Consider the following 21,271-nt stretch of genomic DNA (forward strand, 5'->3'; position numbering starts at 1 on the left):
TCCTTACTTTTCTACGCGGGTGATGGTGCCGCCGCCCAGCACCACATCGCCCTGATACAGCACGGCAGCCTGCCCCGGGGTGGGGGCACGCTGGGGCTGGTCAAATTCCAGCCGGAAACCGTTCTCTGCGGGGTAAACGGTGGCCTGCTGCTCAGCCTGATGGTACCGGGTGCGGGCGGTGACCCGCAGCGGCTCGGTCAGCGCCGGAATGGCGATCCAGTTCACATCCTCTGCGTAGACGATGCGGTCAAACAGTTCACTCTCCGGCCCGACCGTGACGGTATTGGCCTGCATATCCTTGCCGCAGACGTACACCGGTGCACCCAGTGCGAGGCCAAGCCCCTTGCGCTGCCCCAGCGTGTAGCGCACTGCGCCGCTGTGGGTGCCCACTACCCTGCCGCTCTGATCCAGAAAATCTCCGGCGGGGTAGTGCTTGCCGGTAAACTGCTCCATAAAGCGGGCGTAGTCGCCGTCCGGCACAAAGCAGATATCCTGACTGTCGTGCTTCTGGGCGTTGATAAAGCTGTGCTGCTGCGCGATCTCGCGCACCTCGGTCTTGTGCAGCGCACCCAGCGGCAGGCGAATATGCGCCAGCTGCTCCTGCGTAAGGTTATACAGCACATAGCTTTGATCCTTGCCCTCGTCCAGCCCCTTTTTCAGCAGCCAGCGGCCGGTGGCTGCGTCCTGTTCCACCCGGGCATAGTGGCCGGTGACCACATACTCCATGCCGTGTTCCTCCGCCCAGTCCAGCAGGTGGCGAAACTTCATATATTTATTGCAGTCGATGCAGGGGTTGGGGGTGCCGCCCGCCTCGTAGACGCGGATAAATTTTTCAATGATCTGCGCGCGGAAGTCGGCTGTAAAATCCAGCACCTGATACGGCATATCCAGTGCAAAGGCCACCTCGGCGGCGTCCTCGATATCCTTTTCCGAGCAGCAGGTCTGGTAGCCGGACTGTCCCAGCGTTTCGTTGTGGGTAAGCCGCATGGTGATGCCGGTGCAGTCGTAGCCCGCCTGCTGCATCAGGCAGGCCGCCACCGAGCTATCCACGCCGCCGCTCATGGCAATGAGGGCGCGGGGACGGTTTGCAGGGTTCTGAGTGGTCATAGGTTCTCCTTTTATGAGTTCAACATACTAAAACAGTAGTATAATACTACCGCAGCATAAACCGCTTGTCAAGACGCTATAATTTTCTGCGCCGCAGCCAGCAGCGCCGGTTTTTCGTTGGGATATTCTGCGCGGATGACGCCGTCCAGCAGCGCTTCCAGCACCCGGCGCAGCGCAGGCCCTGCCGGGATACCCGCCGCCATCAGGTCGCGTCCGTTCACCGCCAGCTGGCTCACCCGACAGCATACGCCGTCGGCTTCCAGCTGCCGTGCCCGCTGCGCTGCAAGGGCGCAAGTCGGGGCAGCTTGCGGGTGCAGCGCCGCGCACAGCGCGCACAGCCGCTCCACGGTGCACAGCCCGTATCGGCCTAAAAGCTGCCGAATGTGGATATCACCGGGGTGTGCAGAAGCTTTCTCCTCGGACACGCCCTGCCCTGCAGTTTCCCGCACCAGCACTGCGGTCTCCTCAATGCAGGCGTTGGAGCAGCGCAGCCGTTTGAGCACCCGGCGGGTATCGGCCTCGCCCAGAGCGCCCAGCAGCGCCGCCCAGCGCACCGGCAGGTTTTCCTCCCCCGCCGGGCAGGCATCTACCACCGGCTTTGCGGCTTCAAGCGCCGCCGGGGTCAGCTCCGGCAGCACCACAGCCAGTACGGCGGGCTCCAGATACGCCCCCGGCTGCGGGGCGGCCAGCAGCTTTGCCAGTTCCTCCTGAATGCGCTCGGCAGAGATGCAGTCCAAGTGCGGTGCCAGCTGCCGCGCCGCCCGGGCGGTGGCTGCGTCCAGCGCAAAGCCGAACCTTGCGGCAAAGCGGTACAGCCGCAGAATGCGCAGCGCATCCTCGGTAAAGCGCTGCTGCGGCTCACCCACCGCCCGCAGCAGACCGTTTTGCAGGTCTTTTTGCCCGCCAAAGGGGTCTACCAGACCCTCGGCCTCATTATACGCCATGGCGTTGATGGTAAAATCCCGCCGGGCAAGATCCTCCCGCACGTCCGGTACGAACTGCACTTCGTCCGGGTGACGGCCATCGGTATAGCTGCCCTCGGTGCGGAAGGTGGTGGTCTCGTACAGCTGCCCGCCGTATTTGATGGTGACCGTACCGTGCTGCAAACCGGTGGGGATGCACTGCTCTGCCCCGAACAGCTCCATCACCTGCTGCGGCAGGGCACTGGTGCACAGGTCCCAGTCGTGGGCGGTGCGTCCCAAAAGGCTATCCCGCACGCAGCCGCCCACAGCATAGGCTGCGTAGCCCGCCGCGTGCAGGGCGTCCAGCAGAGTGGCTGCCCCGGGGTCAAGTGTCAGCTTCATTCTTCGTTCTCCTCGTAATGCAGGGTGATGCGCTTGCCGTCAAAGCCGCATTCTGCCGCCGGGAAGATGCTTTGCGCCTGCGCAAGCTGCTGTTCCGGGTCGGTGATCATGGGGGAATAGTGCACCAGCCACAGCCGCTTTACACCAGCCTTTGCTGCCAGCGCCGCGCTCTGCCCAAAGGTGCTGTGCCCCCACTGCGCGGCCTGCTCCTGCTGCTCCGGCAGGGCATAGGTGGCATCGCAAAGCAGCAGGTCTGCGCTCTGCGCCGCCTGTTCCAGCGCCGGGCAGGGCGCACTGTCGCCGGAAAAGACGAACCGCAGCCCCTTGCGGGGTGCGCCCAGCACCTCGGCGGGCTGCACCATGCGCCCTGCCAGCGGCACAGCCTGTCCCCGCTGCAAAAGCCGCCATTGGGTCACCGGTACGCCCAGCGTCCGCGCCTTTTCCGGGTCGAACCTGCCCGCCCGGGGCAAGTCCAGCCGGTAGCCCAGACTGCGTACCCGGTGCTTTGTTGCCACCGGCAGCAGCGTTGCCCCGGCGGGCCATCCATCCGAAAGAGCATCCAGTGCCACCGGCTGCCCGGCGCGGCAGACCAGCGGCTTTACCGCGTAGGGCAGCGGCCCGGTCAGAGCAGACACCGCCCGCCAGACCTCCAAAAGCCCCTCCGGCCCCAGCAGCACCAGCGGACGGGTGCGTCCCTGCGCCCCAAGGGTCTGCAAAAGCCCGGGCAGACCAAAGATATGGTCTCCGTGATAGTGGGTCAGGCAGATGGCATCCGCGCGCATCAGGTTCACCCCGGCACGGCGGGCGGCGGTCTGGGTACCCTCGCCGCAGTCCAGCAGCAGGCTGTGCCCGCCGCACTCGGCCACAGCGGCGGTCAGGGCGCGCTCCGGCAGCGGCATGGTGGCAGCCGTGCCCAGCAGTGTAATGGTCAGCATAAGCAGTTCCTCCGTGGTTCTTCCCTGTTATCTTACCACAAACCCCGCCGGTGCACAATTCTTTCTGCTGCGGCATAAGCTGGGCAGAGCCTTGAAAAAGGAGGGCACAGCCTATGCAGCGAGACCGCAGAAAACGCTATTCCCCCGCCCGGCATCCGGTGCTTTTGCGCCGGGTGCTCTTGGTGCTGTGCATTCTGGCGGTGCTGTGGCTGGGGTACAGCTGCATGATGCCGCAGCTGCTTTTTTCTGCCCGGGGCACCATGATTTTTGTGCCAGACCCGCCGCTGCGGGGATAGCGGGACGATCGGGAATGCCCTCCGCGTTTTCCGGGTTGCGGCACCCAACATCCGCATCGTGCCTTGGGCGGCACTCGCGTCTTGCTGGCCGCTGCCCCAACAACTTCTCCCTGTTTCCGCCACTGGCGGCGGTCGTCGTTGTTGCACTTTGCGCATATTCAGCGGAAGAATTATTTAAAATTCGCAATTCTGGAAAATCTGCGGATTTTCCAGAATTGCCTTTTCACGGGAGGGGCGTAAAGGTGAGTCTGCAAAAATACCAGACGCAAAAACAGGGCTGCTGCACTTTGCTTTGTGCAGCAGCCCTGTTTTCCAACTTATATACTTTCCAGCACCTTTTTCCCGGTCAGCGGGTCGGGGATGCCCAGCAGCGCCAGTATAATTGCCATGCGGATATACACACCGTTATGCACCTGATCGAAATAAGCGGCGCGGGGGTCGTTGTCCACGTCCGGCTTGATCTCGTCGATGCGGGGGAGCGGGTGCAGCACCGGCATGGTAGGCGGTGCCTGCTGCAGCAGCTTTTCGTCCAGCGCATAGCAGCCTTTCAACCGCAGGTAGTCCTCCTCGTTGAAAAAGCGCTCTTTCTGGATGCGGGTCATATACAGCACGTCAAGCCCGGGCAACTCGGCTTCCAAGTCGGCGGTCTCCTTGTAGTTCTGATGCAGTGGAGTCAGGGTCTCGTCCTTGACGTACTGTGGGATGCGCAGCTCCTCCGGCGAGATGAACACGAACCGGTTGCCCTCGAACTGGCTCAGCGCGGCGGTGAGGGAGTGCACCGTCCGGCCGAACTTGAGGTCGCCGCAGAAGCCGATGGTCAAATGATCCAGCCGCCCCTTGCGCTGGCGGATGGTCATCAGGTCAATCATGGTCTGGGAGGGGTGGGCGTGGCCGCCATCACCTGCATTGATGACGGGCACCCGCGCATACATGGACGCACGCAGCGGTGCGCCCTCCTTGGGGTGGCGCATGGCAATGACGTCTGCATAGTTGCTTACCACGCGGGCGGTATCGGCCACCGTTTCGCCCTTGCTGGCGCTGGAAAGCTGGGCTCCTGCAAAGCCCAGCGTCTTGCCGCCCAGCCGCAGCATGGCCGACTCAAAGGAAAGACGGGTGCGGGTGCTGGGCTCGTAGAACAGGGTTGCCAGAATGCGGCCGTCGCACAGGTGGGCGTAGGGGGCGGGATCGGCCTCCATCCGGTCGGCAAGGTCGAGCAGTGCCAGCTGCTCGGCCAGAGAAAAGCTGCCGGGCTCAATGAAATGTCTCACAGCCATTCTCCCTTCAGCACAAATTTTTCGCGCTCGGCACCGGTGGAAACAAACTGGATCTCGTGCCCCAGCTGCTTTTCAAGGAACTCCACATAGGCCTTGGCTTCCTTGGGCAGTTCTGCCCAGCTGCGGCAGCCGGAGATATCCTTGTTCCAGCCCGGCAGCAGCGTGACCACCGGCTGCACGCGGTCAAGGTCGGACAGGGTGTCGAAGCGGGGGACTTCCACTCCATCCAGCTTGTAACCGGTGATGACCGGGATCTGTTTCAGCCCGCTCAGAACGTCCAGCTTGGTCAGCGCGATCTTATCCGCACCCTGACATTGCAGGCCGTAGCGGCTGGCAACGCAGTCAAAGGGACCTACCCGGCGGGGACGTCCGGTAGCCGCGCCGTACTCGCCGCCGGCCTTGCGCAGCTTTTCGTTCCACGCCTCGTCCATTGCGTTCTCTGCCGCAAAGGGGCCAGCGCCCACACAGGTGGAGTAGGCTTTCAGCACGCCCACCACATGGTCAAGCTTGCAGTTGGGGATGCCCGCACCCAGCGGCGCGTAGGCCGCCAGCGTGTTGGAGCTGGAAGTGAACGGGAAGATGCCGTAGTCGATATCCCGCATCGCGCCCAGCTGTGCTTCCAGCACGATGCGCTTGCCGCTGTCGTGCGCCTGCTGCAAGAAAACACCCACATCACAGATGAAGGGCGCAAAGTACGCCGCCTGCTGCCTGCACCAGTTCAGCAGGGCATCGTAGCTCATGGGCTCCTGATGGTAGCAGCCCGCCAGTTCCATGTTTTTGGCGTCCAAAATCATGTGCAGGCGGTTCTGGGTGCGCTCCTCGTCCAGATGCAAAAGATCACCCAGACGCAGGGTCTTTTTGCGGTACTTGTCGCTGTAAGCATAGGCGATACCGCGCCGGGTAGAGCCGAACGCGCTGCCCTTTTTGGCAAGGCGGTCCTCTTCCAGCCCGTCCTGTACCTTGTGCCACGGCATGGAGATGGTAGCTTTATCGGAGAGTTTCAGGTTCTCCGGCTCCACCTTCACCCCGCGCGCCTCGATAGCCTCCATCTCCCCGGCCAGATGCTCAAGGTCGATCACCATACCGGTGCCCAGCACGCAGGTCACCTCCGGGTGCAGGATGCCGGAGGGCAGCAGGTTCAGGATGAACTTGCCCTTCTCGGTCACAACGGTATGGCCGGCATTGTTGCCGCCCTGATAGCGCGCAACGATATCGGCATTTTCGGCCAGCAGGTCGATGACGCGGCCCTTGCCCTCATCGCCCCAGTTGATTCCAGTAACAGCAGTCAGCATAAACTTCATTTACCTTCTTTTTCATTCTTGTTTCCTGTTCGCGGTGTATATTATACGAGCGTGCAGAGAATATGTAAAAAGTATCCTGTGTATAGCAGCAATATGTTTTTTACATTGCAAAGGCTGCTACCCACATCCGGCACAACCGCGCCGTAAAAAGCGCTTGCAATTCCGGCGCGCCGTGCTATGATACAAGAAGAGCATAAAGCCGCTTCTGCCGCAGGCCGCGCCGGAAGCCCGACAGGAAAGAGGGCCGCACTCATGTATGTGGACTGGGAATACTACAAAATCTTTTACTATGTAGCAAAGTATCAGAACTTTACCCGCGCGGCGCGGGTGCTGGGCAATAATCAGCCCAACATCACCCACGCCATGAACCGGCTGGAAAGCCAGCTGAACTGCGTGCTGTTCATCCGCTCCAACCGGGGCGTCACCTTAACGCCGGAGGGCGAATTGCTGTATTCCCGCATTGCCTCAGCGGCGGTGCAGATCCAGGACGCCGAAGAGGAGCTGAGCGCCACCGCCACGCTGGAGCACGGTGCCATCAGCATCAGCACTACCGAGACCGCTTTGAACATCTACCTATCGGAAAAGCTGCGCGCTTTCCATACCGAGTACCCGGGCATCCGGCTGCGCATCTCCAACCACTCCACCCCGCAGGCGGTGCAGGCGGTACGCAACGGCGAGGTGGATTTTGCCATCGTGACCACCCCCGCAGAGGTGGAAAACGGGCTAAAAATGGTAGAGCTGATGCCCTTTTATGAAGTCCTTGTGGGCGGTAAGACCTTTACGGCGCTGGCCAGCCAGACCCTGAACCTAAAGGAACTGGCCGGTTATCCCCTGATCTGCCTGAACGAAGAGAGCATGACCCGCAGCTTTTACCGGCAGTTCTTTCTGGAACACGACGCGGTGCTGAAGCCGGACACCGAGGCCGCCACCACCGACCAGATGCTTACGCTGGTCAAAAGCGAACTGGGGCTTGCCTTTATGCCGGAGCCCATGGCAGCGCCCCTGCTGGCCAGCGGGGAACTTGTGCAGCTGCACTTGCAGGAGATCATCCCCTCCCGCTCCATCTGCCTTGTGTACGACCATCACCGTCCGCTGAACACCGCCGCCCGCAAGTTCCAGCAGCTGCTGACCAAGGCCGGTGCCCGGAGCGCAGAACACAAATAAACCAATACAGCAAGGGGCTGCTGCACCAATGATGTGCAGCAGCCCCTTTTCTGTTATTTCCGGGTGCTCTGTTTCAGTTCCCGCTGTTCTTCCTGCAATTCCTGTTTCAGGGTGCGGTCGATCTCCCGGGTCTCCTGCCGGATAGCGGTCAGGTCTTTTTCGATGACCGGGTTCTCCTCCAGCTCCTCCCGGATGAACATCAGCGCAAAGCTGACCAGCAAAAAGCAGCAGGAGATCCAGATGGCTCTGCCGCCCAGCTGCGCCGCGCTTTTACTGCCCAGCCCAGCCCCCAGCGCGAACAGGAATATGATGCCGAAGTACCGCACCATCCTGTCCTTTGCGCGGGGCTCGTGGGTCTTGCGCCAGATGCAGAAAGCCTCCACGCCGCTGCGCAGGTCGCCGATGCACATGGTACTGGCAAAGGCGTAGCCGTCCACCTTGCGGAAAGCCTGCACCTGCATGGCGCAGGAGAAGGAAACGATGGCATTGGCCAACAGGTTCTGCGATTGCGGCAGAAAGCCCACCGCGAACAGCAGCAGCACCTCGCCCAGCACCACCAGCTGCCGCCAGTGCAGCCGCTGCATTGCCTGAAAGCGCTCCCGCATTTTTTCCGCAACCAGAACCCCCAGCGCAAAGGCGCACAAAGGCACCAAATAGTGCAGCACCTTATCCCACCGGCCATCCATGATATTGGCGCTCAGCAGCACGATATTGCCGGTCTGGGCATTGGCGAACACCTTGCCCCGGAACAGATAGGTGTAGGCATCCTGTAAGCCGCCGGACAGCGAAAGGAACACCGCCGTAAGAAAGGACTCGGACATTTGTCCGCGATGCTTTGTTTTCATACTTGTACCCTCTTTTCGGGCTCTATTATAATACATTTTGCAGCAGTTTCTGATATCATTTTTACATACCGGCTATGTTTTCCGCTCCAAAAGGCGCAAAAACCGCGGGTGCCCTTCCCTATTTCAGCGCAATCTGTTAGAATAGGGATAGAAAATCTCGTACACAGGGAGGAGTTTTTAGTATGAAGATCGCAATTCCTTATGAAAACGGTCAGGTGTTCCAGCACTTCGGCCACTCTGCGCAGTTCAAGCTCTACACCGCCGAGGATGGCCGCATTACCAGCGCCGAGGTGGTCTCCACCGACGGGCAGGGCCACGGCGCACTGGTGGGCTTTCTGGTGCGCAACGGCGTAAATGTGCTGCTGTGCGGTGGCATTGGCGGCGGTGCACAGATGGCACTGGCACAGGCCGGCATCCGGCTGTGCGGCGGCATCACCGGCGACGCCGACAGCGCTGCGGCGGCATATCTTGCCGGCACGCTGGTCTTTGACCCCAACGCCCGCTGCACCCATCATGACCACGAGGAGGGCCACAGCTGCGGCGCTCACGCCTGCCACGCCGACAAGGGCGGCTGCACCGGCAATTGCCACTAAAGGCCGTTTTCCTTTCCGGGCGGGACGATTTTGAATGCCCTCCGCTTGCGCTCTAGGCATAAGCTAAGGAAAAAATATTTATAATTTTGGAATACCGGAGCGTCTGCGGACGCTCCGGTATTCCATTTTCACAGGTAGGTCGTGGCTGAAAACGGCATTCGCAGCGCCGCTTTCTGCGAAAGCGCGGCACTGCGGGTCAGCGTGCTAAATTTTCTTTACTGAAATCAAAAGCTTTGCACCATCCTGAAAAGAGTGCTCCTTTCCCGTGAAAAAGGGGCTCAGGAAAGTCCGCAGACTTTCCTGAGCCCCAAATTAAGAATAATTTTTCCGCTGACTATGCGCAAAGCAGCGCGGCGCGCATTTCAAATGGTTTTTCAGGCCTTCTCGATGGTGATGCTCCACTCGCTGGTCATGGCCTCGTCCGGCTCCAGCACCTCGTGCTTGCCTTCCTCATTCACGCTGTTGGCCCAGCCGTTCCAAGGCTCCATGCAGACAAAGCTCTCGGCATCCTGCTGCCACAGCACGCCGTTTTCAAAGGTCTCGTCGGCGTCCACGGTCACCTTGTGGCCGTTGCCCTTGTCGGTCAGGGTCATGGGGAACTGCACACCGGTCAGCAGACGGATGGTGTTGTCTGCGCCCTCCTTACGGGTAAGGGTGATCTTTTCCGGGGCGGCGGGCTGCTCGCCCTTGGCGTTTTCGGAGCAGGTGGCGCACTTGATATCGAACTCCACGTTCTCCAGCTTGGAGGCAGTAAAGTAGGGGTGGTAGCCAAAGCTGAAAGGCATATCGGTGTTGCCCTCGTTGATGACGGTCAGGCTGACCAGAGCCTTGTTGCCCTCCAGATTATAGTTGAGCAGCAGGGTGAAATCGAACGGGTACAGGAACTTGGTCAGCGGGGTGGATTCCAGTGCCAGCGTCACGCCGTCCGGGCCAACGCTTTCCACTTCCCATGCGCACAGGTCGGCAAAGCCGTGGGTCTCCATGGGGTAAGCCTTGCCGTCAAAGATGTGCACACCGTTATCCGGGTTGCCGCAGCTGGGGAACAGCACCGGCACGCCAAAGCGGGGACGGTTGCACTCCGAGAAATTGGGGCGGCGGGTCCAGACAAACTCCTCGCCGTCCAGCGTAAAGCTGGTGATCATACCGCCGCGCTCGGGGGTGATGGTGAGGGCGGTCTTTGCCTCGGGGTCGGTGATGACGTACTGCTCGTAGCAGGCGCCGTTCTCGGTGATGTACCGGGTGGTGATCTGATTCATAAGTAAGCCTCCTATTATTGCCTCCGGGTCGCCCCGGTGGGTCATTCCTTGTGCTCGGTCTGCTGCGACTGCTGCTGCTCCAGCTTTTGGAAGTAGTAATCGATGCCGTAGCGGATAAAATACTTGATCAGACGCACAGCACCGTAGATCAGCGCCGCATAGATCAGCAGAGAAAGCAATACTGCGCCATTTGCACCCATCATATAGAATACACTTCCTTTCCGTATTTTCAAGCACAAAAAGGCCGCCGTACCGCATTTTGCCGTACAGCAGCCCTTTTTCAGTTACAGAACCACGCCGTCCTTGAAGATGGAGATCTCGCGGAAGCCGTGCTTTTCAGCCTTGGTCTGCTCGCCGCTGGCCACGCGGATGACCAGATCCAGCAGATCCTTTGCAGCCTTGTCGATGGTCTTTTCGCCGTCGGCGATGACACCGGTGTTGAAATCGATCCAGCCGCCCTTCTTCTCTGCCAGCGGGGTGTTGGTAGAGATCTTCAGGGTGGGAGCCGGAGCGGAGAACGGGGTGCCGCGGCCGGTGGAGAACAGGATCAGGTGTGCGCCTGCTGCCGTCATAGCGGTGGCAGACACCAGATCGTTACCGGGGCCGTAGAGCATATTCAAGCCCTTGGTCACCACGGGGTCGCCGTAGCCGATGACGTCCATGATGGGGGCAGTGCCGCCCTTCTGCACGCAGCCGCAGCTCTTATCTTCCAGCGTAGTGATACCGCCGGCCTTGTTGCCCGGAGAGGGGTTATCGTACACCACCTCGTTGTGGCTGATAAAGTACTCCTTGAAGCCGTTGATCATGTGCTCGGCCTTGACGAACACTTCCTTGTTGATGCAGCGATCCATCAAAAAGCCCTCTGCACCGAACATCTCGGGCACTTCGGTCAGCACGGTAGAACCGCCGCGCTGACCCATCATGTCGGAGAAGCGGCCGATGGTGGGGTTGGCGGTGATGCCGGACAGGCCATCCGAACCGCCGCACTTCATGCCCACCACCAGCTCAGACACGGGGATGGGCTCGCGCTTGAACTGCCCAGCGTAGGCAGCCAGTTCCTTCAGGATATCGCGGGCGGCGGCAAACTCGTCCTCCACGTCCTGACAGGTCAGGAACTTGACGCGGTCGTGGTCGTACTCGCCCAGTTCCTCCACGAACTGATCGTGCTGCAGGTTCTCGCAGCCCAGATGCAGCACCAGAACGGCGGCAGCATTGGGGTGGCGCACCAGCGCAGCCAGCAGCTTGCGGGTCTGTGCGTGGTCGTGGCCGGTCTGGCTGCAGCCGAAGGGATGGGTGAAGGTGTACAGACCCTCAATGGATCCGGTGACCAGATCCTGATTGTCGGCAACGATCTTCTTGGCGATATCGTTCACGCAGCCCACGGTGGGGATGATCCAGATCTCGTTGCGGATAGCGGCGCGGCCGTCCTTGCGGCGGAAGCCCATAAAGGTCTCCGGCTCGACCTTAGGCAGCGGAGCCAGATCCGGGGCGGGGTTATAGCTGTACTCCACCTCGCCGGACAGGTTGGTGTGCACGTTGTGGGTGTGCATCCAGGTGCCGGGGGCGGCGTCTGCGGTGGCGTGACCGATGGGGAAACCATACTTGATGACGTTCTCGCCGTTCTTAATGGGCTTGACTGCCATCTTGTGACCCTGCGGGATATCCTCCAGTGCGGTGACGGCAAGGCCGTCCACCTCCACCAGCGTGCCCTTGGCAATGGGGTGCAGGGCAACGACCACATTGTCGATGGGGCTGATATGAATTGCCTGCGGCATAGTTTTTCTCCTTATCGTATCGCACAAAAGGGCTGCTGCCCAAAGCAGCAGCCCTTTTGTTGTGCGGGTAGGTTGATTTTTCAGCTTACAGGCAGCTCTTGTAAGCAGCCTCGGCACCCTGAGTGCGGATCATTTCCAGATCTGCCAGCACAGCGGCTTCCAGACCGGAGATCTGCGTCAGATCCTGATCCCACATCTGGGTGTTGGTCAGCACAGCATGCACCAGCTGCGCAGCGGTGTCATCCTTGTGTGCGAAGTAGAAGTCCAGAGCCCATGCGTCGTCCTGGATCTTGTAGGTGTTGCCTGCGGGGCGCTTGCAGATCAGACCGTCAGCGGTGCGCTCCTGAATATCGTTGGAGTAGAAGGCGATGTAAGCAGCCAGAGACATGGTCAGGCACTTGGGCAGCTGCTTCTGCTCCTCGATGTAAGCGAGGAAGGAAGGCATGTTGCGGGCCTTCCACTTGGAGGTGGAGTTCAGGGAGATGCTCATCAGCTCGTGGTTGACGAAGGGGTTGTTGAAGCGGTCCTCAACAGCAGAGGCAAAGTCCTCCAGATCCTTCTTGTCCAGCGGCAGGGTGGGGATGATCTCCTCGTGCAGCATCTTGTTCATAAAGCCGCGCACGGTATCGTTGTGCATGCAGTCGCGGACGATGTCAAAGCCTGCCAGATAAGCGCCCAGCACAAAGCCGGTGTGTGCGCCGTTCAGGATGCGGACCTTGCGCTTCTTGTAGGGGGTAACGTCGGGCACGACCATGACGTTGACGCCGGCCTTCTTGAACGGCAGCTTGTCCTCCAGACCTGCGGGGCCCTCGATGACCCAGACGCCGAACACTTCGCCCACGTCCAGAGCGGTATCGTGGTAGCCGTTGGCCTCTTCCAGAGCGGCCAGCTCCTGCGGGTCACGGATGCGGCCCGGAACGATGCGGTCCACCAGCGTGGAGCAGAAGGTGTTGGCAGTGTTCATCCAGTCGATGAAGGCGGGCTCCAGATCCCAATCCTTGGCGTAGTTGTTGCAGCACTTCTGCAGCTCCTTGCCGTTGTTGTCGATCAGCTCGCAGCTCAGGATGACCAGACCCTTATCGGCAGCGCCGTTGAAAGCCTTGTAGCGCTCGAACAGCACGCGGGTCAGCTTTGCGGGGAAGCTGTTGGGAGGAACCTGATCGAACTGGCTGTCGCCCTTGGTGTAGGCAATGCCGGCCTCGGTGGTGTTGGATACAACAGTTTCCAGATCCTCAGAGCGAGCCAGAGCCAGAACCTCGTCCCACTTGCCATCAATGTAGGGGCACACACAGTCAGACACGCAGGAGATCACCCGCTTTGCGTCCACCTTCTGGCCCTTCTCGCTGCCGCGCAGGTACAGGGTGTACAGACCCTCCTGCTCGTTGATCCAGTCTGCCATCTGGGGGAAGTTGCCGATGGGCTGCACCAGCTTGACCTTGCCGTTGTAGCCAGCCTTCTCGTTTGCAATATCGTAGAAGTAGTCCACGAATGCGCGCAGGAAGTTGCCCTCGCCGAACTGCATCACCTTAACGGGAGCATCCTTCAGGATGTAGCCGTTGTAGCCAGTGCCTTCCAGAACCTTGTAGTTCAAAGTTTCCATCTTCATTGATCTCCTTTATAAACTTGCTTTGCATGGCAGGCTCTCGTTTTCCCTGCCATCTTCTGTTCCTATTTTATGCTGTTGTATACAAAGAAGTCAAGTGCTTTGTGCAATGTTTTTAGTCCAAAAATGGCTATTTAGCGCATTTCCAGCGGTTTATACAATTCTAAGGGTGAAATTTTGGCAGTTTTTCAGTTGTATACATCGGCGTTTTCCGGTATACTAAGGATAAGGCAGCCTGCCCTTTTCAGGCAGGTGCAATTTCGTGCCCGTTTTTGTCTAAATTTTAACAAATTCATCAGAGAAAAGGAGTTAAAATCCCATGAAAGCATTTATGGATAAGGACTTCATGCTCCAGTCTGCTACCGCACAGCATCTGTATCACGACTATGCAGCCGCTATGCCCATCTGCGACTATCACTGCCACATCCCTCCCCGCGAGATCTACGAGAACCGCCGCTTTGAGAACATCACGCAGGTGTGGCTGGGCGGCCGCAACCCGGACGGCAGCTATTTCGGCGATCATTATAAATGGCGCGTGATGCGTTCCAACGGCGTGCCCGAGGAGTACATTACCGGTGACAAGCCCGACCGCGAGCGCTTCCAGAAGTTTGCCGAGGCTCTGCCCATGGCCATCGGCAACCCGATGTACCACTGGACCAATCTGGAGCTGCACGTTTTCTTCGGTTACGACGGCGTGCTGAACGGCGACACCGCTGAGGAAGTATGGAACCTGTGCAACGACAAGCTGCAGCATGATCCCAAGCTGACCGTCCGCGGCCTGATCGAGCAGAGCAACGTGGCTTTCATCGGCACCACCGATGACCCCATTGATGACCTGTACTGGCACAAGAAGATCAAGGAAGATCCCACCATCAAGTTCACCGTGGCTCCCTCCTTCCGCCCGGATAAGGCCATCAACATCAACAAGCCCGGCTTTGCCGATTATATGGCAAAGCTGGCTGCCGTTGTGGGCAAGGAAAAGCTGGCCTGCATCGACTGCGTGACCGATGCCCTGACCAAGCGCATCGAGTTCTTTGCCGAGATGGGCTGCCGCGCTTCTGACCACGGTCTGGACTACGTTCCCTACCGTGAGGCCACCAAGGACGAGGTGAACGCCATCTACCAGAAGGTGATGAAGGGCGAGAGCTGCACCGCAGAAGAGGCCGAGAAGTACCAGACCTACATCCTGATCCATCTGGGCAAGCAGTATCATCGTCTGGGCATTGTCATGCAGTTCCACTACAACTGCCTGCGCGGCGTGAACCGCAAGATGAATAGCCTGCTGGGTCCCGACACCGGCTTTGACATGATCAACACCGCCACCTGCGGCGGCCAGATCGCACAGCTGCTCAGCGCCCTGAACGACACCGATGAGTGCCCCAAGACCATTATTTACAGCCTGAACCCCGCCGACGATGCACAGATCGGCACCATTCTGGGCTGCTTCCAGAACAGCGAAGTGCCGGGCAAGATCCAGCACGGCTCTGCATGGTGGTTCAATGACCACAAGATCGGCATGGAGGATCAGATGATCCGTCTGGCAAGCCTTGGCCTGCTGGGCAACTTTGTGGGTATGCTGACCGACAGCCGCAGCTTCCTGAGCTACACCCGCCACGATTACTTCCGCCGCATCCTGTGCAACATCATCGGCCAGTGGGTCGAGGACGGCGAGTACCCCAACGACGAGAAGGCTCTGGAGAAGATCGTCAAGGGCATCTGCTTCGACAACGCAAAGCGTTACTTCAACCTGTAAGTCCTTTTCCATTTTCCCGGACTGAATCTCCGCGCCGCCCGCAGACAAAACCGTCTGCGGGCGGCGCTTTGTTTTGCCCTTTTACGTTCAAAATGCACCGGATGTGCCTGTTTTTTCACCTTTTATCGGCTGTTTTCCGGCTTTTTCTACAACTTCTCTTTTATCCCTTGACTTCCTTGTACAGGGGGAGTATATTTTTGCATGGCATTCTGGCCAAATCACTGCATTTTTTGATGGAGGGAACCCATGAACGGTTTAAAAGAAGCCTTCAGCCGCGAAAATCTGCTGAAGAATCTAAATTTCTTCGTCCTGCTGAACCTCGGCCTTGTGCTCACGGCAGTGGGCATCGTATATTTTAAAAATCCCAACCACTTTGCTTTCGGCGGCACCTCGGGTCTATCTATTCTGCTGGCAGACCTGTTCCCCCGCATCAATGTGGGCGGCTTTATGTGGATCATCAACTTGGTGCTGGTGGTGCTGGGCTTTATCTTTTTGGGCATCAAGTGCATGGGCTGGACGATCTACTCTTCCTTTGCACTCTCCTTTTTCGTGTCCTGCTGCGAGTGGCTGTACCCCTCTGGCGTGTCCCTGAGCGGCGATGCCATGCTGGATCTGGTGTTCGCGGTGTTCCTGCCCGCGCTGGGCGCCGCCATCGTGTTTGACATCGGCGCCTCCACCGGCGGCACCGACATCGTGGCGCTGATCCTTGCCAAGTACACCTCCATGGAGATCGGCAAGGCGCTGATGGTCAGCGATATCCTCATCGTGCTGGCTGCCGCCGTGCGGTTCGGCATGGGCACCGGTCTGTACTGTATCCTTGGCCTCATCGGCAAGTCCTTCGTGGTGGACGGTGCCATTGAAAATATCCGCCTGCGCAAGGTGTGCACCATCATGACCGCGAACCCGCAGCCCATTCTGGACTTCATCATCCATAATATGAACCGCTCCGCCACGGTGGAAAAGGCCTACGGTGCCTACACCCACCACGAGCTCAGCGTGCTGGTGACCGTGCTGACCCGCCGTCAGGCCTTGCAGCTGCGTAACTTTCTGCGGGAGAACGACCCCCACAGCTTTATCACCATCGTCAACTCCAGCGAGATCATCGGCAAGGGCTTCCGCTCCTTCAACTAAGACCGCTTCGTATCCTTTTTTCATCCATTTTTCGCTAAAGGCTTCTCCCGGCTGGGGGAAGCCTTTATTCAGAGGATTGCCCCCGTGTTCCGCGCAACTCCGTACTTGAAGAAAAACGCAAAATAGTGTATTATATAGTATTATGAGTATAAGAGGGCACACTGTGCCCTGACAGGGGGAACCTATATGGCTGATAAAAACTTTCTGACGGATATCATCGACGCCGACCTTGCCGAGGGCAAGGTGCAGCAGATCCACACCCGCTTCCCGCCGGAGCCCAACGGCTATCTGCACATCGGCAGCGCCAAGGCCATTTATATCAACTGGTCCATTGCCAACCAGTACGGCGGCAAGTTCAATCTGCGTCTGGACGACACCAACCCCGCCCGCGAAGGCGAGGAGTATGTCAACAGCATCATCGAGGACCTGCACTGGCTGGGTGCCGACCCCAACGGCGGCATCTTCTACGGCAGCGATTACTTTGATAAGTGCTATGAGTACGCCGAGAAGCTGATCACCGAGGGCAAGGCTTATGTAGACGACCTGACCCGCGAAGAGATGCGCGAGTACCGCGGCTCCGATGCCGGCAAGCCCTCCCGTCCCTCTCCGTGGCGCGACCGCAGCCCGGAGGAGAACCTCGACCTGTTCCGCCGGATGCGTGCCGGTGAGTTCCAGGAGGGCGAAAAGACCCTGCGTGCCAAGATCGATCTGGCAAGCCCCAACATGAATATGCGTGACCCGGCCATCTACCGTATCAAGTACGCCGAGCATCACCGTCAGGGCAACAAGTGGTGCATCTACCCCATGTACGACTTCGCCCACCCCATTCAGGACGCCATCGAGGGCATCACCCACAGCATGTGCAGTCTGGAGTTCGAGAATCACCGCCCGCTGTACAACTGGGTCATCGAGAACATCTTTGGTGCCGAGTTCCCTAAGCAGCGCGAGTTCGCCCGCCTGAACATGACCAACACGGTCATGAGCAAGCGCTACCTGCGCGAGCTGGTGGAGATGGGCATCGTGGACGGCTGGGACGATCCCCGTATGCCCACCCTGTGCGGTCTGCGCCGCCGCGGCTACACCCCCACCTCCATCTTCACCTTTGTGCGGGAGGCCGGTATCTCCAAGTCTGACAACCTGATCGATATGCGCCAGCTGGAAGCCTGCATCCGCAGCGAGCTGGACCTGACCGCACAGCGCCGCATTGCCGTGCTGGAGCCGGTCAATCTGGTGGTGGACAACTACCCCGCCGACAAGACCGAGTACTTTGACGTAGCCAACAACCCCAACCGCGAAGCCAACGATACCACCACCCGCAAGGTAGCCTTTACCCGCGAGCTGTGGATCGATGCCGAGGACTTTGCCGAGGTGCCGCCTCCCAAGTTCAAGCGCCTGACCGTGGACGGCGAGGTGCGTCTGATGGGTGCTTATATCGTCAAGTGCACCGGCGTAGATAAGAACGCCGACGGCAGCATTGCCGCCATCCACTGCACCGCCGACCTGGAGACCGGCAACGGCAACCCCGCCGATGGCCGCAAGGTCAAAGGCACCATCCACTGGGTAAGCGCCGCACACTGCGTGGACGCTGAGGTGCGCCTGTACGACAAGCTGTTCACCGAAGCCAACATGAACGGCATCCCCGAGGGCAGCGACTACAAGGACTACCTGAACCCGGAAAGCGTCACCGTGCGCACCGGCTGCAAGCTGGAGGAGAGCCTGAAGGACGCAAAGCCCGGCGAAAAGTTCCAGTTCGTGCGCACCGGCTTCTTTACCCCGGACAGCAAGAACCCCGGCGTGTACAACCGGGTGGTCACCCTGCGCGACAGCTTCAAGCCCGCAAAATAATCACCCCCAAGGAGAAGATACCATACCATGACCGCAAAAATGACCCGTAATATCCTGCTCATGCTGGCAGCCACCGTGCTGATGGGCATTGTGCTGAACCTGTATATCCACAACACAGGCACCGTACCCGCCGCCGACAACGCCGCACCCCTGACCGATGGCAGCTACACCTCCTCTGCACAGGGCTGCCTGAGTGAAGTGACCGTCACGGTCACTGTGACCGGCGGCAAGGTGACTGCCGTGCAGGTGGACGCCTCCGCCGAGACCCCGGAGCTGGGCGGCAAGGCCGCCGAGACACTGGCTGCCCAGCTGACGCAGACCGGTTCCACCGCCGGTGTGGACGCCATCACCGGCTCCACCATGACCAGCGAGGCCATCTTTACCGCCATGGACGCCTGCCTTGCACAGGCGCAGTGATGCTGTAAACCATAGATACAAAAAAACTGCCGCACAGTTGTGCGGCAGTTTTTTCTTCGTGCGGAAATACCATTTATAATTTCGTAGTGCCGGGGCGTCTGCGGACGCTCCGGCACTACATTTTCACGGCTGGGGTCGTAAGGGCAAGCTGCATATTGCGTTCCCCTACGAGCACTGTGCCGCAGGGCGTTTTTCATTGCAGAACCCGTTGGATTATGCTATACTTAATCCGCCGCACCAAAAGCGGCAGGTGCTGTCTGCACAAAAGGTGGTCTAGCTTCCTCCGGCAAGCTTCCGGGGGCTGTGAAACCTTATTGTCTGGTTCCCCCGGACGCAAACGCGAAAGGGGGGATGCCACATGACACTGGATAACGTTCTGCAGCTGTTCGTCATTATTGGCGGCACAGTCGGGATCACGTTCAAGATTTCGTGGGCGATCTTTCAGGAGATCCATAACAATAAGAAATGACCGCCCCAGCTTACCAAATCTGAGCGGTCATTCTTATTGACATACTTAGCTAAAGGAAGCTGACCATTGCAGACAGCACCTTTTCTATTTATAGTATAACGCCCCCACGCCGTTTTGTCAAGCAGCGCCGGTTTTACAGCGTGCTTTGCAGCCGTGCGCCGCTGGCGTACTGGGTGCGGCGGTCCATCTGGTTATCCAGCGGCTGGCCGGCGGCATAGCGCTTGAGGTTATGTGCAAAGATATCCACAATGTTGTCCAGCGTCTTGGGCAGGCTGAAGCCACCGGTGACGTGGGGCGTGATGATCACGTTGGGTTCTGCCCACAGGGGATGCTCCGGCGGCAGCGGCTCGGGGTCGGTCACGTCCAGCCCTGCACCGGAAAGCTGCCCGCTGTGCACGGCGGCTGCCAGTGCCTCGCCGTCCACGGCAGTGCCCCGGCCCACATTGAGCAGGATGGCGCCACGCTTGCAGAGCGCCAGTCGCGCTGCATTGAACAAATGCAGCGTCTCCGGCGTGCCGGGCAGGCTCAGCGCAACAAGGTCGGCCTGCGGCAGCTCTGCGTCCAATTCGCTCTGCGCCACCACCCGGGTGCAGTAGTCCGGGCAGGGGGTGTCCGGGTGCACCGTGCGGCGCACGCCCACCACCTCTGCGCCCAGCGCATACGCCCGCCGAGCAAAGTTAGAGCCGATATCGCCCATGCCCACGCACAGCACCCGGCTGCCCACAATGCTGCCCATAGAGTGGCCGGTGGGAGCCCAGCGGTGTTCCCGCTAGTTATCCCGGTAGGTGGGCAGCTCCTTGAGCAGGCTGAGCCACATTGCCAGCATACACTCACTGATGGCAAGCCCATAAGCACCGGTGGCGTTGGTCACGATGCAGCCCTCCGGCAGCACCCCCGGCTCCAGATAGTTATTGGGGCCTGCTGCGTTGGACTGGAACCACTCCAGATGATCGTTCTGCCGGATCAGCGGAACCGGCAGATTGCCCAGCACTGCATCGGCCCACAGGGCATCCTCTGCCGTGGCAGTATCCGGGGTGGTAAAGCGATATGCAAAGCCCTGCACCGCCTCAATACGGGCCCTCTGCTCTGCGCTGATGGGCAGGCAGACAAGGATATGTTTGGACATAATGGGATCTCCTTCCCTCTTTTTGTCTATCATACCGCAAACTGCGCGGCGGTACAAGGGGCGGTTCTGCGTTTTCAACCGCACCCATAAAAGAACAATGCCGGGCAGCCCGAAAGCTTCCCGACACCGCATTGATTTTTAGTCCAGCGCACGGATGGCGTCCATCGTGCATTGATACTGCTCTGCCACCTTTGCAAACTGCTCCTGCGTGCCCTCCAGCTGCCCGGCGCGCAGGGTCTCGGTCAGGGTATAGGTAGGCGCGTACAGATTGGAAAAGCCCAGATTCTGGCACACGCCCTTGAGGGTATGTGCCCCGCGGAACGCCTCTTTCACGTCTCCCCTGCGCAGCGCTTCCTCCAAAATCTGAAAGCTGTCGTCCTGCAAGAACATCCGCACAAATTTGCTGATCATGGCTTCGTTATACAGCCGCCCCAGCACCTCCTGATAGTCTGCGCCCATCTTTTTATAGCATTCCTGTATCGTCATCGCTTACGCCGTGCCTTTCTTTTTCAGTTGCCGCCTAATTTCCTACCGCCGCACTTCCCGGCGATATAGTGTTATGATAGCACCTTTCCGGCCATCTTGCAACTAGAGCGCAACAAATTTTGCACTCTATCTATTTTTTGCGTTCTCTTTTTGGCAGTTGCACCAAAACCGCGCCCAGCTCTTCAAAAAGCGCCTGCTACCGCGCCCTTTTCCGCTGCTGCCAGCTGCCGATTCTGCCGACTGAAAAAAGCAGACCGTGCAGCGCTGTCAACTGCGGATTCTGTATTGACGAACCGCGTAAAAAACGATATACTATATTCTGGCGGTGCAGCCGTGCCGCCAGATGCCGGGGTGTTGCGCAGTTGGTAGCGCGCCTGCTTTGGGAGCAGGAGGCCGCGAGTTCGAGTCTCGCCACTCCGATACTGCAAACGCACGTTGATTCGATGAGGATCAGCGTGCGTTTTTGTTTTGCCGGTAAACCTGCCGGTGCTCTCCGAAAGTGTGCAAAAACCGCGCGCACTGCAAGGCCGCTTTCAAAAAACAGAGCAGCCTTTTTTCTTTTCCCCCTCTTTTGCGGGATTGATAAAAGCC

At 59.3% G+C, this 21,271-nt stretch carries 19 protein-coding genes, 1 tRNA gene and 1 pseudogene; 8 read left to right on the forward strand and 13 right to left on the reverse strand.

What is annotated here, in order from left to right; translation table 11 throughout:
* Positions 1-3: 3 nt before the first annotated feature.
* The 3 genes from mnmA to MTP39_RS11780 form a co-directional block, all read right to left on the reverse strand.
* Positions 4-1,107 (reverse strand): tRNA 2-thiouridine(34) synthase MnmA, encoded by a 1,104-nt coding sequence (gene mnmA, locus MTP39_RS11770; protein WP_249240654.1) that lies wholly within the window; start codon positions 1,105-1,107, stop codon positions 4-6.
* A gap of 68 nt (positions 1,108-1,175) precedes the next feature.
* Positions 1,176-2,411: a CCA tRNA nucleotidyltransferase gene (locus tag MTP39_RS11775; protein WP_249240655.1), complete on the reverse strand. Its 1,236-nt coding sequence runs from the start codon at positions 2,409-2,411 to the stop codon at positions 1,176-1,178.
* The gene (locus MTP39_RS11780) at positions 2,408-3,346 is read right to left on the reverse strand and encodes a ribonuclease Z (protein WP_249240656.1); all 939 of its coding nucleotides are present in this window, start codon (positions 3,344-3,346) and stop codon (positions 2,408-2,410) included. The genes MTP39_RS11775 and MTP39_RS11780 overlap by 4 nt, the downstream gene beginning before the upstream one ends.
* Before the next feature lie 113 nt (positions 3,347-3,459).
* Here MTP39_RS11780 and MTP39_RS11785 point away from each other — a divergent pair, with 113 nt between their 5' ends.
* A complete protein-coding gene (locus tag MTP39_RS11785; RefSeq protein WP_005920766.1) occupies positions 3,460-3,642 on the forward strand; it encodes a hypothetical protein in 183 nt (60 codons plus the stop codon).
* A gap of 317 nt (positions 3,643-3,959) precedes the next feature.
* Here MTP39_RS11785 and pyrB read toward each other — a convergent pair whose 3' ends face one another.
* Positions 3,960-4,916: an aspartate carbamoyltransferase gene (gene pyrB, locus MTP39_RS11790; RefSeq protein ID WP_249240657.1), complete on the reverse strand. Its 957-nt coding sequence runs from the start codon at positions 4,914-4,916 to the stop codon at positions 3,960-3,962.
* Positions 4,907-6,217 carry an adenylosuccinate synthase gene (locus tag MTP39_RS11795; RefSeq protein WP_442899401.1) on the reverse strand — a complete coding sequence of 437 codons (1,311 nt, stop codon included), beginning with the start codon at positions 6,215-6,217 and terminating at the stop codon, positions 4,907-4,909. Before MTP39_RS11795 ends, pyrB begins: the two co-directional genes overlap by 10 nt.
* Before the next feature lie 252 nt (positions 6,218-6,469).
* Between MTP39_RS11795 and MTP39_RS11800 the strand changes: the two genes are divergently transcribed.
* Complete coding sequence (locus tag MTP39_RS11800; RefSeq protein ID WP_249240658.1) at positions 6,470-7,381, forward strand: LysR family transcriptional regulator; 912 nt, start codon at positions 6,470-6,472, stop codon at positions 7,379-7,381.
* A 53-nt stretch (positions 7,382-7,434) separates the two neighbouring features.
* On the opposite strand, the gene MTP39_RS11805 is transcribed toward MTP39_RS11800, so the two are convergent.
* A complete protein-coding gene (locus tag MTP39_RS11805) occupies positions 7,435-8,226 on the reverse strand; it encodes a YoaK family protein (RefSeq protein WP_249240659.1) in 792 nt (263 codons plus the stop codon).
* 182 nt (positions 8,227-8,408) lie between these two features.
* Between MTP39_RS11805 and MTP39_RS11810 the strand changes: the two genes are divergently transcribed.
* Positions 8,409-8,819 (forward strand): NifB/NifX family molybdenum-iron cluster-binding protein, encoded by a 411-nt coding sequence (locus MTP39_RS11810; RefSeq protein WP_249240660.1) that lies wholly within the window; start codon positions 8,409-8,411, stop codon positions 8,817-8,819.
* Between the two features lie 374 nt (positions 8,820-9,193).
* Here the strand turns inward: MTP39_RS11810 and MTP39_RS11815 are convergent, their stop codons facing one another.
* The 4 genes from MTP39_RS11815 to MTP39_RS11830 all read right to left on the reverse strand — a co-directional run bounded on the left by MTP39_RS11815 (position 9,194) and on the right by MTP39_RS11830 (position 13,450).
* Positions 9,194-10,075 carry an aldose epimerase family protein gene (locus tag MTP39_RS11815; protein ID WP_249240661.1) on the reverse strand — a complete coding sequence of 294 codons (882 nt, stop codon included), beginning with the start codon at positions 10,073-10,075 and terminating at the stop codon, positions 9,194-9,196.
* Between the two features lie 41 nt (positions 10,076-10,116).
* A complete protein-coding gene (locus MTP39_RS11820) occupies positions 10,117-10,278 on the reverse strand; it encodes a hypothetical protein (RefSeq protein ID WP_249240662.1) in 162 nt (53 codons plus the stop codon).
* Positions 10,279-10,359: 81 nt separating this feature from the next.
* The gene (locus MTP39_RS11825; protein WP_249240663.1) at positions 10,360-11,850 is read right to left on the reverse strand and encodes a UxaA family hydrolase; all 1,491 of its coding nucleotides are present in this window, start codon (positions 11,848-11,850) and stop codon (positions 10,360-10,362) included.
* Between the two features lie 85 nt (positions 11,851-11,935).
* Positions 11,936-13,450, reverse strand: coding sequence for a tagaturonate reductase (locus MTP39_RS11830; protein ID WP_249240664.1), 1,515 nt, complete (start codon positions 13,448-13,450; stop codon positions 11,936-11,938).
* A gap of 322 nt (positions 13,451-13,772) precedes the next feature.
* Between MTP39_RS11830 and uxaC the strand changes: the two genes are divergently transcribed.
* The 4 genes from uxaC (at position 13,773) to MTP39_RS11850 (ending at position 18,599) form a co-directional block, all read left to right on the forward strand.
* On the forward strand, positions 13,773-15,206 hold the full coding sequence (uxaC, locus tag MTP39_RS11835) for a glucuronate isomerase (protein WP_249240665.1): 1,434 nt from the start codon (positions 13,773-13,775) through the stop codon (positions 15,204-15,206).
* 246 nt (positions 15,207-15,452) lie between these two features.
* Positions 15,453-16,337 carry a YitT family protein gene (locus tag MTP39_RS11840; RefSeq protein ID WP_249240666.1) on the forward strand — a complete coding sequence of 295 codons (885 nt, stop codon included), beginning with the start codon at positions 15,453-15,455 and terminating at the stop codon, positions 16,335-16,337.
* A 186-nt stretch (positions 16,338-16,523) separates the two neighbouring features.
* Complete coding sequence (locus tag MTP39_RS11845; RefSeq protein WP_249240667.1) at positions 16,524-18,182, forward strand: glutamine--tRNA ligase/YqeY domain fusion protein; 1,659 nt, start codon at positions 16,524-16,526, stop codon at positions 18,180-18,182.
* A 27-nt stretch (positions 18,183-18,209) separates the two neighbouring features.
* Positions 18,210-18,599 carry an FMN-binding protein gene (locus MTP39_RS11850; protein ID WP_217297600.1) on the forward strand — a complete coding sequence of 130 codons (390 nt, stop codon included), beginning with the start codon at positions 18,210-18,212 and terminating at the stop codon, positions 18,597-18,599.
* 602 nt (positions 18,600-19,201) lie between these two features.
* Here MTP39_RS11850 and MTP39_RS11855 read toward each other — a convergent pair.
* The 3 genes and pseudogenes from MTP39_RS11855 to MTP39_RS11865 all read right to left on the reverse strand — a co-directional run.
* Positions 19,202-19,825, reverse strand: a pseudogene (locus MTP39_RS11855) (NAD(P)-dependent oxidoreductase); the annotation flags it as partial.
* A gap of 12 nt (positions 19,826-19,837) precedes the next feature.
* Positions 19,838-20,194: a hypothetical protein gene (locus tag MTP39_RS11860; protein WP_249240669.1), complete on the reverse strand. Its 357-nt coding sequence runs from the start codon at positions 20,192-20,194 to the stop codon at positions 19,838-19,840.
* Positions 20,195-20,332: 138 nt separating this feature from the next.
* A complete protein-coding gene (locus MTP39_RS11865; RefSeq protein ID WP_249240670.1) occupies positions 20,333-20,680 on the reverse strand; it encodes an Hpt domain-containing protein in 348 nt (115 codons plus the stop codon).
* Between the two features lie 347 nt (positions 20,681-21,027).
* Between MTP39_RS11865 and MTP39_RS11870 the strand changes: the two genes are divergently transcribed.
* Positions 21,028-21,100 (forward strand) — tRNA-Pro (locus MTP39_RS11870).
* Positions 21,101-21,271: the final 171 nt, after the last annotated feature.

The sequence above is a fragment of the Faecalibacterium sp. I3-3-33 genome, assembly GCF_023347295.1.
Taxonomy (GTDB): domain Bacteria; phylum Bacillota; class Clostridia; order Oscillospirales; family Ruminococcaceae; genus Faecalibacterium.